Below are 19851 nucleotides of genomic sequence, written 5' to 3'. Positions count from 1 at the left end.
CGGCCGGGATCACCCGCGGCGGACCCGCCCTTCGTCCAACCGGAGGACCCTCGATGAAGATCAATCTCCCGCTGCTCGCGCTCGCCACCGGCGCCTTCGGTATCGGCATCACCGAATTCGCGCCCATGGGACTGCTCCCCGACATGGCCGAGGGGCTGGGGGTTTCGATCCCCGCCGCGGGGCTGCTCGTTTCGGCCTATGCGCTCGGCGTGATGATCGGTGCGCCGCTGATGACGCTCACCACCGCGAAGATGAAGCGGCGCACGCTGCTCATCGCGCTGATGGGCATCTTCACGCTCGGCAATTTCCTGTCCGCGATCGCGAGCGACTATGCGATGCTGATGGTCGCGCGGGTGATCACCTCGCTCAACCACGGCGCCTTCTTCGGCGTCGGCTCGGTCGTCGCGGCGAGCATCGTCGCGCCCGAAAAACGGGCGAGCGCGGTCGCCGCGATGTTCATGGGGCTGACGCTCGCCAATGTCATCGGCGTGCCGCTCGCGCCCTGGGTCGGCGAGACGCTGGGCTGGCGGACGGCGTTCGCCGCGATCGGCGTCTGGGGTCTGCTGACCATGGCCGCGCTTCGCTTCGCGCTCCCCGACATGCGCCAGGAGGCGGGCGGCGACATGCTGGCCGAACTCGGCGTGCTCCGCCGCCGCGAGGTGCTCGTCGCGCTGGCGTTGACCGCGATCGGATCGGCGGCGATGTTCACCGTCTTCACCTATATCGCGCCGATCCTGAAGGAAGCCACCGGCGCGACGACGCTGTTCGTCACCGCGATGCTGGTGATCTACGGGCTCGGCCTGACCTTCGGCAACTGGCTCGGCGGCGTCTTCGCCGACAAGTCGATCGAGCGGACGCTGATCGTTTCGCTCGCGGGGCTCGCCGGGACGCTTGTCCTGTTCGCCGTGACGATGTTCACGCCGCTCGCCGCCGCGGTCACGATCTTCGTCTGGGGCATCGCGACCTTCGCGATCGTGCCGCCGCTGCAGATGCGGGTGATGGAGGCGGCATCCGACGCGCCCAACCTTGCATCGGCGGTCAACATCGGCGCCTTCAACCTCGGCAATGCGGTCGGCGCGGCGGTCGGGGGCGGCGTGATCGGCCTCGGGCTCGGCTTTCCGGCCGTGTCGATCGCGGGGGCGGCGATGGCGGTGGGCGGCCTCGCGATCGTTCTCGCCTCGCGATCCGGCGCCCGTCGTGGCGCGATTCCGGCCATCACGCAGCCGTGCGAGACTTATTGATAAATTCGATCAAAACTTCCTGTATTTTCACTTTTCGCATTGCAACATAAAGGGCTAGGGGAGGGCTCCCGACAACAAAGGAGCTCTCCATGTCCGTTCTCAATACGACCCTCAAACCCTTCAAGGCCACCGCGTTCAAGGATGGCAAGTTCGTCGACATCACCGACGCCGACGTGAAGGGCAAGTGGGCGGTTTTCTTCTTCTATCCCGCCGATTTCACCTTCGTCTGCCCGACCGAGCTCGAAGATCTCGCCGACATCTACCCGACCCTCCAGAAGATGGGCGTCGAGGTCTATTCGGTGTCGACCGACACGCATTTCTGCCACAAGGCGTGGCACGACACCTCGCCGGCGATCGGCAAGATCAACTATTATATGGTCGGCGACCAGAACCACGCGCTGTCGAACAATTTCGAAGTGCTGCGTGAAGGCGTCGGCCTTGCCGACCGCGGCACCTTCGTCGTCGATCCCGAGGGCGAGATCCAGCTCCTCGAAATCACCCCCGAGGGCGTGGGCCGCAACGCTGCGGAGCTGCTGCGCAAGATCAAGGCGCTGCAATATTGGGTCAGCCACCCGGGCGAAGTCTGCCCTGCGAAGTGGGAAGAAGGCGCCGAAACCCTCGCGCCCTCGCTCGACCTCGTCGGCAAGATCTAAGCCTTAAATCCACCGTGTGTCCCCGCGGAGGCGGGGACCCAGAGCGTCAGGCCGCAACGCTCGTGCCTGATCGCTCTGGGCTCCCGCCTTCGCGGGAGCGCACGGATGCTTTTCCAATATGCAGGAGCTCTCCCCATGCTCGACGCCAATCTGAAGCAGCAGCTTCAAGGCCTTCTCACGAATCTTCGTGAACCGATCGAACTTGTCTCGTCGCTGGGCGATGGCGCGAAGTCGGCCGAGCTGGCGGACCTTCTCGACCAGATCGCCGCGCTGTCGGACAAGGTCAGCGTGACCCGCGCCGACGACGATGCGCGCCGCCCCAGCTTCCTGATCCGCCGCGCCAGCGACGCGCAAGTCGCTGTCCGCTTCGCCGGCATCCCGCTCGGCCACGAATTCACCTCGCTCGTCCTCGCGCTGCTGCAGGTCGGCGGCCACCCGCCGAAGGTCGCGCCCGAGGTGCTCGATCAGGTCCGCGCGCTGGATGGCGACTATCATTTCGAAACCTATTTCTCGCTGTCGTGCCAGAATTGCCCCGACATCGTGCAGGCGCTCAATCTGATGAGCGTCGTCAACCCGCGCATCACCCACGCTGCGATCGACGGCGGCCTGTTCCAGGACGAGGTCGAGGCGCGCCAGGTCATGGCGGTGCCGACGATCTTCCTGAATGGCGAAACGTTCGGCCAGGGCCGGATGGAGCTCGAACAGATACTCGCCAAGCTCGACACCGGCGCCGAGGCGAAGGCGGCCGAGAAGATCGCCGCGAAGGACACGTTCGACGTGCTCGTCGTCGGCGGCGGCCCGGCGGGCGCCGCGGCCGCGATCTATGCGGCGCGCAAGGGCATCCGCGTGGGGCTCGCCGCTGAACGCTTCGGCGGGCAGGTGCTCGACACGATGGCGATCGAGAATTTCATCTCGGTCCAGCATACCGAGGGCCCGAAGCTCGTCGCGCAACTCGAGCAGCATGTCCGCGAATATGACGTCGACATCATGAACCTGCAGCGCGCCGAAAAGCTGATCCCGGCGGAACGTGAAGGCGGCCTGCACGAGGTGCGGCTCGCGAGCGGCGCGTCGCTGAAGGCGCGCACCGTGATCCTGTCGACCGGCGCGCGCTGGCGCCAACTCGGCGTGCCGGGCGAGGACGCCTATCGCAACAAGGGTGTGGCTTACTGCCCGCACTGCGACGGCCCGCTCTACAAGGGCAAGCGCGTCGCGGTGATCGGCGGCGGCAACAGCGGCGTCGAGGCGGCGATCGACCTCGCGGGTATCGTCGCGCATGTGACGCTGATCGAGTTCGACAGCCAGCTTCGCGCCGACGCGGTGCTGCAACGGAAACTGGCCAGCCTGCCCAACGTCAAGATCGTCACCTCGGCGCTGACCACCGAAGTGCTCGGCGACGGTGCGAAGGTGACGGGGCTCGCCTACAAGGATCGCGGCAAGGACGAGATGCACCAGATCGAGCTCGAAGGCATCTTCGTCCAGATCGGGCTCGTTCCCAACACCGAATGGCTGAAGGACAGCGTCGCCTTGTCGCGCCACGGCGAGATCGAGGTCGACCATCGCGGCGAGACGAGCCAGCCCGGCATCTTCGCCGCGGGCGACTGCACGACGGTGCCCTACAAGCAGATCGTCATCGCGATGGGCGAAGGATCGAAGGCGGCGCTGTCGGCGTTCGACTATATGATCCGCCTGCCGGCCGAAGCCGAGGTCGAGGCGGCGTGATCAGGTTGCGGTTGCGGCCAGCGCATAGCGCTTCGGCGGCAGTCCGACGTGACGCGCGAAGGCGGTGCTGAAGGCACTCGCCGAGCCATAGCCGACACGCTCGGCGATCTCGTCGAGCCGTCCGGCGCGGCGGCGCAACAGGTCCTTCGCGATGCTCATCCTCCAGCCTTGCAGATATTCCATCGGCGGCATGCCGACAATATGCGCGAAGCGATCGAAAAAGGCCGATCGTGACAGTGCCGCTTCCTGCGCGAGCGCTGCAACGGTCCACGATCGAGCCGGCTCGTCGTGAATGCGCCGGATGGCGACGGCGATCCGTGGGTCGGCCAGCCCCCGTAGCAGTCCTGGCGGCGCTTCGTTGCCGCTAACCGCGCGCAGCGCCTCGACCAGCAGCACCTCGACGAGCCGAGCCAGCACCAGATCTCGGCCGGGGCGCTCCTCGCCCGACTCCTGCCGGACCATTTCGACGAGCGTCGTTAGGCGTTCGACGCCGCGCAGGTGAATAAGCGAGGGAAGCTGCGATACCAGCAGTGCGGCATCCGGCGATGCGAAGGAAAAATAACCGCCGAGCATTCGCACATCGGGCGCCCCATCCTGAGGGCCATGGCGCATTTCGCCAGAAAAGCCAGCGGTTGCATGCGGGTCGATCGGAACCGGTTCGACGCGCTCGGCTGCATCGGCGCCCGACATGGTGAAGGCCGGCGTTGCCGGCAGCAGCACAAAGTCTCCCGCCTGCAAGGTGACTGGCGCCTGCCCGTCGATTGCGAGCCGGCAGGAGCCTTCCAGCAGCGTGCAGAAGCTCGGGTTGCCGAACGACGAATAGCGCACGGCCCATCCGCCGCTGCCGCTGATCGCTTTCGCAAAAACGGTTGTTGGGCGCAGCAGCACGATGAGATCGGACAGAGGGTCGAGCATATATGGACTGTCTCGAATAAAATATGGATTTTAAATTATAGATAGTCCTGATCGATAGAATTAGTCTCCTTTCATTGCAATTGGAAAGGACGCAAGATGAAAACTATCCTGATCACCGGCTGCTCGTCGGGCTATGGCCTCGAAACCGCCCGCCATTTTCACGCCCGCGGCTGGAATGTCGTCGCGACGATGCGCTCACCGCGCCTCGACCTCTTTGAAGCGTCTGATCGGATAAGACAGTTGCCTCTCGACATTACCGACGCCGCGAGCCTCGCTGAGGCGCTCAAGGCTGCGGGGCCGCTCGACGTGTTGGTCAACAATGCGGGCATCGGCCTTTTCGGCGCGCTCGAGCATTCGCCGATGCGGAAAATCCGCGAGGTATACGAAACCAACACGCTCGGCACGATCGCGATGACGCAGGCGGTTCTTCCGCAGTTTCGTGTGCGGGGCAGGGGGATGATCGTGAACGTCACGTCGTCGGCGACGCTTGCCTCCTTCCCGCTCGCTGCCGCCTATACGGGCAGCAAGACGGCGATCCAGGGCTTTACCCGCTCGCTCGCGCACGAGCTCGAGCCGCTCGGCATTTCGGTCAAGCTCGTCGAACCCGGCTATGGTCCCACCACTGCCTTCACCCGAAATACCGACATAAGATTGGAGGATGCGTTGCCTGAACCTTATGCCGGCTATGCGGAGCCCATTCTGGCCGCGATGGCCAAGCCGACACTGTTTACCACCGAGGCGGATGTCGCCGACGCGGTATGGCGGGCGGTGCACGACGAATCCGGTTTCGCGCATTTCCCGGCGGGTGCGGACGCAGAGGCGATCGCAGCGGCGGCCTAGCAGCGCATCGCGTCGAGTGAGGCAGCAAGCTGGCCCACCTCGTCTTTGGTAAAGAGCAGCCCCAGCTTGCTGCGCCGCCACAATATGTCCTCGGTCGTCCGCGCCCATTCGCGCTTCACCATCCAGCGGGCCTCGGCCGCCGACAGCCCGTGCGCGATCTCGCCGCCCAGATCGTCCCAGCCTTCGGCTTTGCCGAGCCACGTCCGCGCCGCGGTGCCATAGGCGCGGGCGATGCGGTCGGCGGTCGCGGCGGGCAGAAAGGGGTGGGCGAGGCGGAGCTTTGCGATCAGCGCCGCGAGACCATCGGTCGGGAAATCGCCGCCGGGCAGCGGCGCTCCGCCGGTCCAGCGCGGACCCGACAGCGCCGCTATGTGCGCCGCGAGTTCGTCGACCGCATGCTCGGCGACATGGCGATAGCTGGTGATCTTGCCGCCATAGATGGTGAGCAGCGGCGCGCCCTCGTCGCAGTCGAGGTCGATGCGGTAGCCGCGCGTCGCCGCCTCGGGCTTGCCCGACCCGTCCTCGACCAGCGGCCGCACCCCCGAATAGGTCCACACCACGTCGGCGGGGGTGATCGCGGTGCGGAAATACTGGTTCGCGCCCTCGCAGAGATAGGCGATCTCTTCGGCGCTCGCATGGATATCGGCGAGAGAGCCCTCGTGATCCTGGTCGGTCGTGCCGATCAGCGTGAAGTCGCCCTCATACGGAATGGCGAAGAAGATGCGTCCGTCGGGAAGCTGGAAAAAATAGGCATAGTCGTGATCGAAGATCCTGCGCACCACGATGTGCGATCCGCGCACCAGCCGCATCCTGTAATCGGGCGGCGCGGCGGCGCGGTGGAGGACGTCGAGCACTTCCGGTCCCGCGGCGTTGACGAGGCTGCGTCCGGTGAAGCGATAGGCTTGGCCCTTCGCGCCGGTCGCCTCGACCACCCATAGCCCGTCCTCGACGCGCATCATCTCGGCGCGTGTGCGGGTGCGGACGCGCGCGCCCTTGTCGGCGGCGTCGCGCGCGTTGAGCAGGACGAGCCGCGCGTCGTCGACCGCGCCGTCCGAATATTCGAAGCCGCGGACGTAGCGGCTCTGCAGCGGCGCGCCCGCCGGATGCTGGCGGAGGTCGACCGAGCGCGTCGCGGGCAGCTTCCTGCGCCCGCCGATATGGTCGTAGAGGAAGAGCCCGAGCCGCAGCAGCCAGCGCGGCCGCAGCCCGTCGCGATGGGGGAGGACGAAGCGCAGCGGGTGAATGATGTGCGGCGCGATGCCCCACAGGGTTTCGCGCTCCTTCAACGCCTCGCGCACCAGGCCGAATTCATAATGTTCGAGATATCGGAGGCCGCCGTGGATCAGTTTGGTCGAGGCCGAGGAGGTGCCGTGCGCGAGATCGCCCGCCTCGAGCAGCAGCACCCGCGCCCCGCGCCCGGCGGCATCGCGCGCGACCCCGGCGCCATTGACCCCGCCGCCGATCACGATGACGTCATAGGGCGGCGCGGGGTCGGTCATGGATTCGGCTCTTAGAATCGTTCGGCGCCGGATAGAACTATTTTCACCCCTCCCCTTCAGGGGAGGGGCAGCGAGACTTGGTTCGGCGCTAGCCGAGCCTTAGTCGAGCGGGGTGGGGGCCAGCGGCCTTGCGCTATTTCGATGGCCCCCACCCCAACCCCTCCCCTGAAGGGGAGGGGCCAATCAGCCTACGTATGCGCGTTGCAATCGGGCGGCGGCTCCGCCATTTCAGATAATGGATATTCAAGGGGAACGCCGTGAGCGTCAAAGTCGAGACATTGATATTGTTCGGGGCCACGGGCGATCTGGCGCACCGGATGCTCTTCCCCTCGCTCTACAATCTCCACATGGACGGGCTGCTCGCCGAGGCGCTGACGATCATCGGCTCGGGCCGCAGCGCGCTCGACCGCGCCGCCTTTCAGGCGCAGGTGCGCGAAGCGCTCGCCGAACATCTCCCCGAAGACCGCATCGACGCCGCGGTCGTCGACGGCTTCCTCGACCGGATCGACTATTGCGCGGTCGATGCGGGTTCGGGCACCGGCTATGACGATCTCGCCGCGCTCCTCGGCGAGCGGATGGCGCGCCCGGTCGGCGTCTATCTCTCGACCCCGCCGTCGATGTTCGGGCCGATCGCCCAGGGTCTCGCCGCCGCCGGCATCGCCTGCGCCGAATGCCGCATCGCGATGGAAAAGCCGATCGGCCACGACCTCGCTTCCTCGCGCGAGGTCAATGCCCAGGTCGGCGATGCCTTCGCCGAGGACCGCGTCTTCCGCATCGACCATTATCTCGGCAAGGAAACGGTGCAGAATCTGCTCGCGCTGCGCTTTGCCAACATGTTGTTCGAGCCCTTGTGGAACGCGCAGGCGATCGACCATGTCCAGATCACGGTCGCGGAGACGGTCGGGCTCGAAGGCCGCGTTTCCTATTATGACGGGGTCGGCGCGCTGCGCGACATGGTGCAGAACCATATGCTGCAGCTGCTCGCGATCATCGCGATGGAGCCGCCCGCGAGCGTTTCGTCGACCGCGGTGCGCGACGAGAAGGTGAAGCTGCTCCGCTCCCTGCGCAAGATGAGCGCGGAGGACGTCAAGTCGCTGAGCGTGAAGGGGCAATATACCAGCGGCGCGGTCGGCGGGCAGGCGGTCGCGGGCTATGCCGACGAACTCGGCAAGCCGTCGAACACCGAAACCTTCGTCGCCCTGAAGGCGTTCATCGACAATTGGCGCTGGAAGGGCGTGCCCTTTTACCTGCGCACCGGCAAGCGCATGCCGCAGCGCCAGTCCGAAGTGCTGATCCAGTTCAAGCCGGTGCCGCACAATATCTTCGCGCGCGTCGGCGCGGCGAAGCTCGATGCCAATGTCATGATCATCAATCTGCAGCCCGAAGAGAATATCCGCGTCAAGGTGATGGCGAAGCAGCCCGGCCTCGACCGCGACGGCGTGCGGCTCAAGGAGGTCAATCTCGACGTCTCGCTCTCGCACAGCTTCGCGGGCGAACGGCGGCGGATCGCTTATGAGCGGCTGCTGCTCGATTTCATCGAGGGCGACCAGACGCTGTTCGTGCGCCGCGACGAGGTCGAGGCGCAATGGCAGTGGATCGATTCGATCCGCGACGCCTGGGCCGCGGTCGACATGGCGCCGCAGAACTACACCGCGGGAAGCTGGGGCCCGTCGAGCGCGATCGCGCTGATCGAGCGCGACGGGGCGAGCTGGCATGATTGAGGAAATAAATCCCCTCTCCCCTTGCGGGAGAGGGTTGCGCAGACTTGCCAGCTTGCTGGCTAGTCGAAGCTGGGTGAGGGGTATGCGCTCGCCGAGCGAGCGCGCGAGCCGCTGGCTCGCAACCCCTCATCCAACTCCGCCTAGCACCTTCGGCGCAAGGCTCCGTATCCTTCTCCCGCAAGGGGAGAAGGGATTGGATTTTACATTATGACCACTCTCCACCCCACCATCGCCAAGGTCACCGACCGGATCACCCGCCGCAGCGCCGAACGCCGCGCCGCCTATCTCGACCTCATGCAGCGCCAGCGCGACGCGGGGACCAACCGCGGCATGCTGTCGTGCGGCAATCTCGCGCACGGCTTCGCGGCGTCGGGCGAGGACAAGCCGGCGATCCGCGGCGGCGCGGCGATGAACATCGGGATCGTCACCGCCTATAACGACATGCTCTCGGCGCATCAGCCCTATGGTCGCTATCCCGAGCAGATCAAGCTCGCGGCGCGCGAGAAGGGCGCGACCGCGCAGGTCGCGGGCGGCGTGCCCGCCATGTGCGACGGCGTGACGCAGGGACAGGCGGGCATGGACCTGTCGCTGTTCAGCCGCGACAACATCGCGCAGGGCACCGCGATCGCGCTCAGCCACGCGATGTTCGAGGGCGCTCTGCTGCTCGGCATCTGCGACAAGATCGTCCCCGGCCTCCTCATCGGCGCGCTGCGCTTCGGCCATCTGCCGACGATCCTCGTCCCCGCGGGACCGATGCCTTCGGGGCTCGCGAACAAGGAAAAGCAGCGCGTGCGCCAGCTCTATGCCGAGGGCAAGGCGAGCCGCGACGAACTGCTCGCCGCAGAGGCCGCCTCCTATCACGGCGCGGGCACCTGCACCTTCTACGGCACCGCGAACAGCAACCAGATGATGATGGAACTCATGGGGCTGCACATCCCCGGCAGCGCCTTCGTCAATCCGGGCACGAAGCTGCGGCAGGAATTGACCCGCGCCGCGACGCACCGGCTGACCGAGATCGGCTGGGACGGTGACGACTATCGCCCGCTCGCGCGCTGCATCGACGAGAAGGCGATCGTCAACGCCGCGATCGGCCTGCTCGCGACCGGCGGCTCGACCAATCACGCGATCCATCTGCCCGCGATCGCGCGCGCCGCAGGGATCGTCATCGATTGGCAGGATTTCGACGAATTGAGCCACGCGGTGCCGCTGCTCGCGCGCGTCTATCCGAACGGCGCGGGCGACGTGAACCATTTCCAGGCCGCTGGCGGGATCGGCTTCGTCGTGCGCGAGCTCCTGAACGCGGGACTGCTCCACGGCGACATCCTGACCGTCGGCGGCTCGATGGAGGCCTATGCGAGCGAGCCGCTGCTCGTGAACGATGAACTCCACTGGGAGGCCGCGCCCGCCGAGACGCGCGACGACGCGATGCTGCGCCCGGTCGCAGAGCCCTTTTCGCCCGATGGCGGGATGCGGCTGCTCGCCGGCAATCTCGGCCGCGCGATCATCAAGACGAGCGCGGTGGCCGAGGATCGCTGGACGATCGAGGCGCCCGCGCGCATCTTCGACGACCAGAACCAGGTGCTCGCGGCGTTCAAGGCGGGCGAACTCGACCGCGACGTCGTCGTCGTCGTCCGCTTCCAGGGCCCGCGCGCCAACGGCATGCCCGAACTCCACAAGCTGACCCCGGCGCTCGGCGTCCTTCAGGACAAGGGCTTTCGCGTCGCGCTGCTCACCGACGGCCGCATGTCGGGCGCGAGCGGCAAGGTGCCCGCGGTGATCCATCTGTCGCCCGAGGCGCTGCCCGGCATCGACGGCGTCAGTGGCCCGCTCGCCTATCTGAAGGACGGCGATCCGGTGCGCGTCTGCGCGGTGAAGGGCGAGGTTGTGGCGCTGGTCGACGAGGCCGAATGGGCGTCGCGCGCCCCCGCCGCGCCGCCTCCGCCCGCGCTCGGCGTCGGCCGCGAGCTGTTCGCCTTGTTCCGCATCCACGCCGACGAGGCGGAGAAGGGCGGCTCGGCGATGCTCGCGGCGATGGAGACTGTAATTTAATCCGTCGCCCCCGCGAAGGCGGGGGCCGCCGGCCACCTTGCGCAACACCGATAACGGCCCCCGCCTTCGCGGGGGCGACGATGAAAGAAGAGTTTGAAAATGGCAGAATCAGGCATCGAACAGATCATGGCGCTGGCGCCGGTCATTCCGGTGATCGTCATCGACCGGGTCGAGGATGCGGTGCCGATGGCCGAGGCGCTCGTCGCGGGCGGGCTGCCGGTGCTCGAGGTGACGCTGCGCACCCCCGCCGCGCTCGACGCGATGAAGGCGATGAAGCAGGTCGCCGGCGCGGTGGTCGGCGCGGGCACGGTGCTGAACGCGCGAATGCTCAGCGATGCGCTGGATGCCGGCGCCGAGTTCATCGTCTCGCCCGGCCTCACCGACAGCCTCGGCGAAGCGGCGGTGGCGGCGGGCATCCCCTTCCTGCCGGGCATCGCCAACGCGTCGAACATCATGACGGGTCTCGACATCGGGCTCGACAGCTTCAAATTCTTCCCCGCCTCGACCAGCGGCGGCGTCGCGGCGCTGAAGGCTCTGTCGGGGCCGTTCCGCGGCCTCAATTTCTGCCCCACCGGCGGCATCACCGCCGCGACCGCGCCCGAATGGCTCGCGCTCGACGCGGTGCGCTGCGTCGGCGGGAGCTGGGTCGTTCCGCCGGGCCCGCTCGACCCCGCGAAGATCGAGGCGCTGGCGCGCGAGGCGGCGGCGCTCAAACCCTGACCGTCGCCCCCCGCGCAGGCGGGGGCCGTAGGCGGGGTGACGCAGAAAGCAAAATCACGCTCCTGCTTTCAAACGGAGTCGCCGCCGACGAATGGGACGCATTGCCTAACCCCGTTTTCCCTGCCATCGTGCAGGCACAGGCGGCAATATAGCCGCTGGTGGGGAGATGCGCGTGCCGAGGCCGCAGCCGCATTTGGAAGAGGTTCTTGGCTCCGAACCCGGACCGCATATCGCCGCGCTCTTCGACTTCGACGGAACGATCATCTCGGGCTATTCGGCGACGGCGATGCTGCGCGAGAAATTCCAGCGCCGCGAAATGTCGGTCGAGGAGATCGTCGAGACGGGCAATGTGATCGCGCAGCACAGCATGGGGCAGCTCGGCTTCTCGGGGCTGATGTCGGCGGCGGCCAAATTCATGAAGGGTGTCGACGAGGAAAGCTTCGTCACCTTCGGCGAGGAGCTCTACAAGAAGCATATCGCGCGCAAAATCTATCCCGAAACCCGCGCGATCATCGAGGCGCATCAGGCGAAGGGGCACCGCGTCGCGATCATCTCGTCGGCGACGATCTACCAGATCGAGCCGACCGCGCGCGACCTCGGCATCACCGACATCAAATGCTCGGCCTATGAAATAGAGGATGGCGTCTTCACCGGCGAGATCGTCCGCCCCCTGTGCTTCGGCGAGGGCAAGGTGCTCGCGGCCGAGGAACTGGCCGCCGAATATGGCCTCGATCTGGATCAGAGCTTTTTCTACTCGGACAGCGACGACGACATCGAACTGCTCGAACGCGTCGGCAAGCCGCGCCCGCTCAATCCGAACATGAAATTGAAGGGCATCGCCGACGAACGCGGCTGGCCGGTGCAGCGCTTCGCGAGCCGCGGCACGCCGTCGTGGATCGACTATACGCGCACCATCTACGCGACCGGCTCGCTCGTGGGGGCGTTCGCCGCGGGGCTGCCGATCTGGGCGCTGACCCGCTCGCAGCGCGAGGCGGTCAATTTCTCGATGGGGCTGTTCGGCGATTTCGCGACCGCGATCACCGGGGTCGAGCTGGAGGTCGAGAACGAACGCCATCTCTGGTCGTCGCGCCCCTGCGTCTTCATCTTCAACCATCAGAGCAAGGCGGACGTGATGATCCTCGCCAAGCTCATCCGCCGCGACATGGGGGCGGTGGGGAAGAAGGAAATCCGCGACATTCCCATCCTCGGCAAGCTGATGGAATGGGGCGGCACCGTCTTCGTCGACCGCGCCGACGGCAAGAGCGCGATTCGGGCGATGGAGCCGCTGGTCGACGCGATCCGCCACGAAGGCAAGTCGATCTGCATCGCGCCCGAGGGTACGCGCACGCTGACGCCAAGGCTCGCGCCGTTCAAGAAGGGCGCCTTCCACCTCGCGATGCAGGCGGGGGTGCCGATCGTCCCGATCGTGATCCACAACGCCACCGACGTCGCGCCCAAGAACGAGTTCGTGATGCGCCCCGCGACGGTGCGTGTCACCGTGCTGCCGCCCGTCGATACGTCGGGCTGGAGCGTGCGAAATCTGAATGCACATGTCCGCGAGGTGCGGGGCATGTTCCTGCGCACGCTGGGGCAGAGCGAGGAAGAAGGCGAGGCGGAACCCGCGAAGAAGCCATCGCCCGTCAAGGCTGCGGTCAAGCCGAAGAAGCCGGCAACGAAGAAGCCGGCAACGAAGAAGCCCTCTCCCCGCAAGGGAAAGGCAAGCTAGGCGATGATCCCTTTCTCCGCTTGCCCTGAGCTTGTCGAAGGGCCGTTCTTCCTCTCAACCGTGGGAAAGGAAAAGAACAGCCCTTCGACAAGCTCAGGGCGAGCGGTGTTAGGGGCGGCGGCAAGCGCACCGATATCCGGTTGTCGCCCGTGCCGGAGGACGGGCTGAGCCGTGGCCGACGGAACGCCCCGCGCGCCCGTCGCCTCCGCTGCGGCCGACCGCCTCTACATCATCGACGCGCGCAACCGGGTCGAGCGGCGGGTGCTGCTCGACTGGGTCCATGCGACGGCGGGGGATCTGGGCGGTGATCAGGCGCCGCAATGGGCGAGCCTGTCGATCGCGGACGGCGACCATGCGCTCGATCTCGACGCGCTCGAGGCGCGCCTCGCCGATGCGTCGTGCCGACAGGTCGTGCCGCTGCGCGTCGCGTGGCGCATCCCGCATTTCGAGCGCGAACGCGCGCTCAAGTTCCGCCATCTGATCTTCGGCGATCCGCGCCAGCCGGGGCCGATCCGCGCGCGGCTCATCCTGTGGCGCGACCGGCGGCGCGCGCAGATCCTCGTCGGGGAGGCCGCGACCGAGGACGCGCTCCGGGCGCGCTTTCTCGCCCGGACCGGCGGCGGCGACGGCGCGGAGGGCGGGAGCGAATTCGCCGCCTTCGTCGCGCGGCAGGCGGGGCTCGCGCTCGATGTCGCCGAGCGCGGCATTCGTGGTACCCGCTACAAGGTGCCGCGCTTCGTCGCCGACAGCCTGCGCACCAGTCCCAAGTTCCGCGCCGCGCTCGCCGGCCTGGCGCAGCAGCTCGGCCGCCCGGTCGCCGACCTCTACCGCGAGGCGCGGCCGCTGATGAAGGAGGTCATCGCGACCCCCGGCGCGCTGTTCCTCGACCTGCGCGCGCGGCTCGACCGCATGATGTTCGGCGGCTACGCGCCCGATATGGAGGTCGACGCCGCCGAGCTCGCGAAGCTGCGGTCGGTGCTGCGCGAGCATCCGACCTGCATCCTCTTCACCCACAAGACCTATATCGACGGCGCGACGCCCAGTCGCCTCGCCTATGAGAACGACCTGCCGATGCTCCACAGCTTCGGCGGCGCCAATCTCGACTTCGCGGTGATGGGGCAGTTCTTCCGCCGCTCGGGGATGATCTTCATCCGGCGGAGCTTTCAGGACCAGCCGGTCTACAAGCTGGTGCTGCGCCATTATATCGCCTGGCTGCTCGCCAAGCGCTTCCCCTTGAGCTGGGCGTTCGAGGGCACGCGCTCGCGGCTCGGCAAGCTGATGCCGCCCAAATATGGTCTGATGAAATATGTCCTCGACGCCGCCCACGCGACGGGGACCGGGGACGTCCATTTCGTCCCCTTCGTCACCAGCTTCGACCTGATCCGCGACGTCGAGGAATATGCCGCCGAGCAGACCGGGCGGAGCAAGAAGCCCGAATCGCTGTCCTGGTTCCTCGGCTATATGAAGAGCCTCCGCGCGCCGTCGGGCCGCATCCGCATCGATATCGGCGAGCCCGTGGTGATCGAGCGCGCGCCCGGCCCCGACGACCGGCGCGCGCTCGAACGGATCGCCTTCTCGGTCGCGGTCGAGGCCAACCGCGTGACCCCGCTCACCGTCACTTCGGTCCTCTGCCTGATCCTGCTCGGCACCGCGCCGCGCGGGGTGACCGAGGGCGAGATGCGCGTGACGATCGCGCGGGTCGCCGCCTGGGCGCGCGAGCGCGATATCCGCCTCAGCCGCGAACTCGAAAGCGGCGACGACGCCGCGCTCGCGGCGACGCTCGACACGCTCGTCGCGAGCGGCCTCCTGACCCGCTTCACGGCGGGGAGCGAGACGGTCTATTCGATCGATCCCGCGCATCATCCGATGGCGAGCTATTACCGCAACATCATCGCGCATCATTTCCTCGACCGCGCGATGATCGAGCTCGCGCTGTTCGAATTGCGCGACGCCGACAGCCGCGATGCGACCGACGCCTTCTGGGCGAAGGTCGACCGGCTGCGCGACCTGTTCAAATTCGAATTCTTCTATCCCCCGCGCGACGTGCATCGCACCGCGCTCGAAGCCGAGCTGGGGCGCATCGACCCCGCCTGGGAAAAGCGCCTGGCGAGCGGCGACCGCGGTGTGGCGCAGCTCATCCGCCGCTGCCAGCCGCTCGTCGGCCACGCGATCCTGCTGCCCTTCGCGGAAGCCTATTCGGTCGTCGCCGACATATTGGCGCGCGCGGCGCCGGGCGATGCGGTCGACGAAAAGATGTTGCTCGACGCCGCTCTGGTCGAGGGGCGCCAGGCGTGGCTGCTCCGCCGGATCAGCAGCGAGGCGGCGATCGGGAAATTGCTCTTCGCCAACGGCTTGTCGCTGATGCGGCACAGGGGGCTGGCCGAGACGGCGACCCCCGACGGGCTGAGGGCGCGCCGCGCGCTGCTCGTCGAGCTCCGCGGGCTCGCCAACGTCATGGAATCGATGCGCCTCGCGACGCTGGCGCTCGCGGATCGTTTGCCACCCCATGGAGGATAGGATGCTCAAACAGCTCAGCGCGCAGGACGCCCAGTTCCTCTACACGCAGACCGCGAACAATCTGACGCACATCATGGGGGTCTATATCTACGATCCCTCGACCGCGCCGGGCGGCTTCGTGCGCTTCAAGGACATCATCCGCCACGTCGAGGCTCGCGTCGACACCTCGCCGCTGTTCAGGCGCCGCCTCCACCGGCTGCCCTTCGACCTCGACCATCCCTATTGGGTCGAGGACGAGCATTTCGATATCGAGGCGCATATGAGCCACGCGCGCCTGCCCGAGCCCGGCGACTGGCGCCAGTTCTGCATCGCGGTCGCGCGCTGGTTCTCGAAGCCGATGGACATGAACCGGCCGCTCTGGGACATATATGTCATCGAGGGGCTCGACCGGATCGAGGGCATCCCCAGGGGCAGCTTCGCGATGCTCCACCGCGTCCATCACGCCGCGGTCGACGGCGCCTCGGGCGCGCACGCCTTCATCGCGATGAGCGATATCGACGCGCAGGGCACGCCCGCGATCGCCGAACCCCCGCCGCTGGAGGCGCTGGGCCGCGCGCCGTCGAGCGCCGAGACGGTGACGCGCGCCTGGTCGGCGTCGATGCAGTCGCCGGTCAAGTTCATGAACGCGCTGATGAAGGTGTCGCCCGCGATCGTCGCCTCGGCGCGCAAATCGATCGCGGAGGGCGGGATGGCCGCGGGCGTGCCCGAAACGCGCTTCAACGTCCCCGTCGGCCCGCACAAGATGTTCGACGGCACCACCATCGCGCTCGCCGACGTCGCCGAAGTCCGCAAGAAGGTGCCCGGCGCGACGGTCAACGACGTCGTCCTCACCACCGTCGGTGGCGCGCTGCGCAAATATCTGGAGAAACACAAGGAATTGCCGGGCGAAAGCCTCGTCGCGGTCGCGCCGATCAACCTGCGCGGCAAGGAAAAGGGGGCGGGCCCGGGAGGCAAGGGGGCCTCGACCCCCGGCAATCAGGTCTCGGCGATGAGCGTGCCGGTGCGCACCGACATCGCCGATCCGCTCGAACGGCTCGCGGCGATCCGCGACTATACGGTCGAGGCGAAGGAAGCCAAGGCCGGCGTCAGCGCGCGGCTGATGACCGACCTGTCGCAGCATATCCCCGGCGCGACGATGGCCGCGGTCGCGCGCATCCTGACCAGCGAGCGCTTCGCGGTGCGCGGCACCAACCTCTTCATCTCGAACGTGCCGGGCGCGCAGGTGCCGCTCTATCTCGCTGGCGCGCAGCTCGTGCAGCAATATGGCATGGCGCCGCTCGCCAATAATATGGGGCTGTTCGTCGCGACCCCGAGCTACAACGGCCGCATCGCCTTTTCGATCATCTCCGAACGCGCGGTGATGCCCGACATCGCCTTTTTCCGCGCGTGCATCGACGAAAGCTTCGCGGACCTGATGGCGGCGGCGCCCAAGGCGGAGAAGGTGCCCGCAAAGCCCAAGGCAAAGGCGAAACCGGCGCCCGCAGCGAAAAGTGCGGCCAAGGCGGCATCGAAAGCGGCCACAAAGCCCAAGCCGAAGGCAAAGGCAGCGGGAAAGAAGAAGTCCTCCACTTCGTCACCCCGGACTTGATCCGGGGTCCCGCTTTCCACCGTTGCTGAGCGGGACCCCGGATCAAGTCCGGGGTGACGTGGGTGGAATGAGGGTGTCAAAATAGTTGCCAAAGGCAACGCAACCGGCAAGACTCGCAAAAAATAAACCATATTGCAGGACGACCGAATGATCTTCGCCCCGACGCTCAGCGCCGACGCCGAGCTGGCCAACGCCCCCGACTATGCCGCCTGGTCGAAGGCTGCGCGGACGCATGACGCGAAATCGGGAATGCAGGCGTGGCGCGAGGCCGACGCCAGCGAGCATTTCGATTATAAGGCGATCCGCGCCCGGCTCGAAAAGCTGCGCGGCCTGTTTGCGGCGGGGGACGTCAAGGGGCTGCTCTTCGTGCTCAACGAGGGCATCCACGGCAATATCGACGGCATGGGGCACGAACGCCTCTATCAAAAGGCGCGTTTCGGCACGAAAATACTGATCGAGGCCTATGTCGCCGAGGTCGTCGCCGCGCTGGAAAAGATCGCCGCGTCGCGGTCGATCCCGCGCGAGGAAAAGCGCGACTTCTTCCGCCGCGCCCAGCATTGCTACGGCCGCTCGGCGCTGCTCCTCTCAGGCTCGGGCAGCTTCCTCTTCTTCCACGTCGGCGTGGTGAAGGCGCTGTGGGACGAAGGCGTGCTGCCCAATATTCTCGCGGGGTCGAGCGGCGGGTCGATCGTCGCGGCGATCGTCTGCACCCGCAAGGACGGCGAGGTCGGCACCTTCCTCGGCAGCGACCGGCTCGCCAATCCCGCGCGCGATCCCGAACTCCGCCGCCTCGCCCCCGACGAGGTCCGCGCCCGGCTCGCCGAGCTGATCCCCGACCTGACCTTCCGCGAGGCCTGGGAACTCAGCGGCCGCCACCTCAACGTCTCGGTCGCGCCCGCCGAAAAGCACCAGAACGGCCGCCTCCTCAACGCGATCACCGCGCCCAACGTGCTGATCCGCGAGGCGGTGCTCGCCTCGTGCGCGGTGCCCGGCGTCTTTCCGCCCGTCATGCTGATGGCGCGGGACGAGGATGGCGGGCGCGTGCCCTATCAGCCCGACCGGCGCTGGGTCGACGGCTCGGTGACGCACGACATTCCGACCAAGCGCCTCGAACGCCTCTATGGCGTCAATCATCATATCGTCAGCCAGGCCAATCCGCTGGCGCTGCCCTTCGCGACCGACACGCGCAAGCAGATGGCGCCGATCGAGGCGATCCAGCATGCGTCGATGGCGACCTTCAAGGCGTGGCTCAACGCCAATATGGTGATCTTCCAGAAACCGCTCGAGCTCGTACCGCCCCTGAACAGCCTCGCCAATCTCGCGCGTTCGGTGATCAACCAGGAATATACCGGCGACATCAACATCATCCGGCCGCCCAAATTCTGGTCGCCGACCAAGATCCTCTCCGACCTGTCGCAGGACGATATCGACGAGCTGATCGACACGGGGATGCGCACCGCCTGGCCCAAGGTCGAGATGGTGCGCACCCAGACCGCGATCAGCCGCGCGCTCGACGCGATTCTCGCGAAGATCGACAAAGCGGGCGATGATGGCCCGGGCCATCGCGGCCCGGCGCCGAAGAAGGCGGGGGGTTAAAACGATGGGTTATGAACCTGAATCGCCCTTTTCTCCGTTCGTGCTGAGCTTGTCGAAGCACCGTCCTTATTTTGGCACCGCCAGACGAAAGTACGGCCCTTCGACAAGCTCAGGGCGAACGGCGGAAATTTAATATGGTCGGCAGCGCTATCGTCCTGCCCGCGGGCTCGGCGGGTGCGGGGGCAAAGCTGCACGTTACCCGCTGGCTCCCCGAAGGCTCACCGAAAGCGATCGTACTCCTCGCGCACGGCTATGCCGAACATGCGGGACGGTACGAGCATGTCGCGCAGCGGCTGACCGATGCGGGCTACGCGGTCTATGCGATCGACCATTGGGGCCATGGCCGCTCCGACGGCACGCCGGGCTTCGTGCCGCGTTTTTCGGCCTTTACGGGCGGCATGGCCGAGCTGCTGACGCTGGTCGAGGTCCATCACGCGGGCGTGCCGCGCGTGCTGCTCGGCCACAGCATGGGCGGGCTGATCGCGACCTTGTTCCTGATCGAGCGGCAGGACGCGTTCGTTGCCGCCGCGCTCTCGGGCCCCGCGATCGTCCCCGGCGCGCCGCCCTCGCGCTTCACCGTCTGGATCAGCCGCTTTCTCTCGCGCTTCTTCCCGCGGCTGGGCGTTCTGGCGCTCGATGCGGAAGGCGTCAGCCGCGACCCCGCGGTGGTCGCCGCCTATCGCGCCGACCCGCTCGTCTACACCGGCAAGATCGGCGCGCGGCTCGGCAAGGAGTTCATGGAGGCGATGGCCGCGGCGCAGGCGGGCGCGGCGACGATCACCCTTCCGATCCTGCTCCAGCACGGCGAGGCCGACAAGCTGACCGCCCCCGAGGGCTCGCGCTATCTGTTCGAGCATGTCTCCTCGGCCGACAAGCGGCTGATCGTTTATCCCGGCCTGTTTCACGAAATTTATAACGAGCCCGAACGCGATGCGGTGCTCGACGACCTGGTGGGCTGGTTCGATGCGCATGTCCCCACTCAGAACCCCTCCCCTTCAGGGGAGGGGCAGAGAGACTTGGTCCGGCGTTAGCCGGGCCTTAGTCGAGCGGGGTGGGGTCTATCGGCC

14 protein-coding genes are annotated in these 19851 nt (G+C 67.0%); 12 read left to right on the top strand and 2 right to left on the bottom strand.

The features are described from left to right. The first annotated feature begins 53 nt into the window (after positions 1-53). The 3 genes from CD928_RS12800 (at position 54) to ahpF (ending at position 3613) form a co-directional block, all read left to right on the top strand. Complete coding sequence (locus CD928_RS12800; RefSeq protein ID WP_095387511.1) at positions 54-1241, top strand: MFS transporter; 1188 nt, start codon at positions 54-56, stop codon at positions 1239-1241. Positions 1242-1330: 89 nt separating this feature from the next. After that, positions 1331-1894: an alkyl hydroperoxide reductase subunit C gene (ahpC, locus tag CD928_RS12795; protein WP_095387510.1), complete on the top strand. Its 564-nt coding sequence runs from the start codon at positions 1331-1333 to the stop codon at positions 1892-1894. A 135-nt stretch (positions 1895-2029) separates the two neighbouring features. Continuing rightward, positions 2030-3613, top strand: coding sequence for an alkyl hydroperoxide reductase subunit F (gene ahpF / locus CD928_RS12790; protein WP_095387509.1), 1584 nt, complete (start codon positions 2030-2032; stop codon positions 3611-3613). Here the strand turns inward: ahpF and CD928_RS12785 are convergent, their stop codons facing one another. Beyond that, the gene (locus tag CD928_RS12785) at positions 3614-4528 is read right to left on the bottom strand and encodes an AraC family transcriptional regulator (protein ID WP_095387508.1); all 915 of its coding nucleotides are present in this window, start codon (positions 4526-4528) and stop codon (positions 3614-3616) included. Positions 4529-4624: 96 nt separating this feature from the next. Here CD928_RS12785 and CD928_RS12780 point away from each other — a divergent pair, with 96 nt between their 5' ends. Next, the gene (locus CD928_RS12780) at positions 4625-5368 is read left to right on the top strand and encodes an SDR family oxidoreductase (RefSeq protein ID WP_095387507.1); all 744 of its coding nucleotides are present in this window, start codon (positions 4625-4627) and stop codon (positions 5366-5368) included. Here the strand turns inward: CD928_RS12780 and glpD are convergent. After that, positions 5365-6867: a glycerol-3-phosphate dehydrogenase gene (gene glpD, locus CD928_RS12775; RefSeq protein WP_095387506.1), complete on the bottom strand. Its 1503-nt coding sequence runs from the start codon at positions 6865-6867 to the stop codon at positions 5365-5367. The genes CD928_RS12780 and glpD overlap by 4 nt on opposite strands. Before the next feature lie 317 nt (positions 6868-7184). Between glpD and zwf the strand changes: the two genes are divergently transcribed. The 8 genes from zwf to CD928_RS12735 all read left to right on the top strand — a co-directional run bounded on the left by zwf (position 7185) and on the right by CD928_RS12735 (position 19815). Further along, entirely contained in the window at positions 7185-8588 is a 1404-nt protein-coding gene (gene zwf, locus CD928_RS12770) for a glucose-6-phosphate dehydrogenase (protein ID WP_255247201.1), read from the top strand. A 207-nt stretch (positions 8589-8795) separates the two neighbouring features. Continuing rightward, positions 8796-10637, top strand: a complete 1842-nt coding sequence (gene edd, locus CD928_RS12765) for a phosphogluconate dehydratase (protein WP_095387504.1) — start codon at positions 8796-8798, stop codon at positions 10635-10637. A 99-nt stretch (positions 10638-10736) separates the two neighbouring features. After that, complete coding sequence (gene eda / locus CD928_RS12760; RefSeq protein WP_095387503.1) at positions 10737-11357, top strand: bifunctional 4-hydroxy-2-oxoglutarate aldolase/2-dehydro-3-deoxy-phosphogluconate aldolase; 621 nt, start codon at positions 10737-10739, stop codon at positions 11355-11357. A gap of 166 nt (positions 11358-11523) precedes the next feature. Next, positions 11524-13083, top strand: coding sequence for an HAD-IB family hydrolase (locus CD928_RS12755; protein WP_095387502.1), 1560 nt, complete (start codon positions 11524-11526; stop codon positions 13081-13083). Positions 13084-13254: 171 nt separating this feature from the next. Next, positions 13255-15600 (top strand): glycerol-3-phosphate 1-O-acyltransferase, encoded by a 2346-nt coding sequence (locus CD928_RS12750; RefSeq protein WP_095387501.1) that lies wholly within the window; start codon positions 13255-13257, stop codon positions 15598-15600. A 1-nt stretch (position 15601) separates the two neighbouring features. Then, entirely contained in the window at positions 15602-17188 is a 1587-nt protein-coding gene (locus tag CD928_RS12745) for a wax ester/triacylglycerol synthase family O-acyltransferase (protein WP_095387500.1), read from the top strand. A 147-nt stretch (positions 17189-17335) separates the two neighbouring features. Then, positions 17336-18784: a DUF3336 domain-containing protein gene (locus CD928_RS12740; protein ID WP_095387499.1), complete on the top strand. Its 1449-nt coding sequence runs from the start codon at positions 17336-17338 to the stop codon at positions 18782-18784. A gap of 134 nt (positions 18785-18918) precedes the next feature. Beyond that, complete coding sequence (locus CD928_RS12735; protein WP_095387498.1) at positions 18919-19815, top strand: alpha/beta hydrolase; 897 nt, start codon at positions 18919-18921, stop codon at positions 19813-19815. The last annotated feature ends 36 nt before the right edge of the window (positions 19816-19851 follow it).

It is taken from the genome of Sphingopyxis sp. GW247-27LB, from assembly GCF_002277025.1.
In the GTDB taxonomy this organism is placed as follows: Bacteria; Pseudomonadota; Alphaproteobacteria; order Sphingomonadales; family Sphingomonadaceae; genus Sphingopyxis.
The sequence above is the reverse complement of the archived record's forward strand: the minus strand, read 5'-3'. Positions and strand labels throughout refer to the sequence as shown.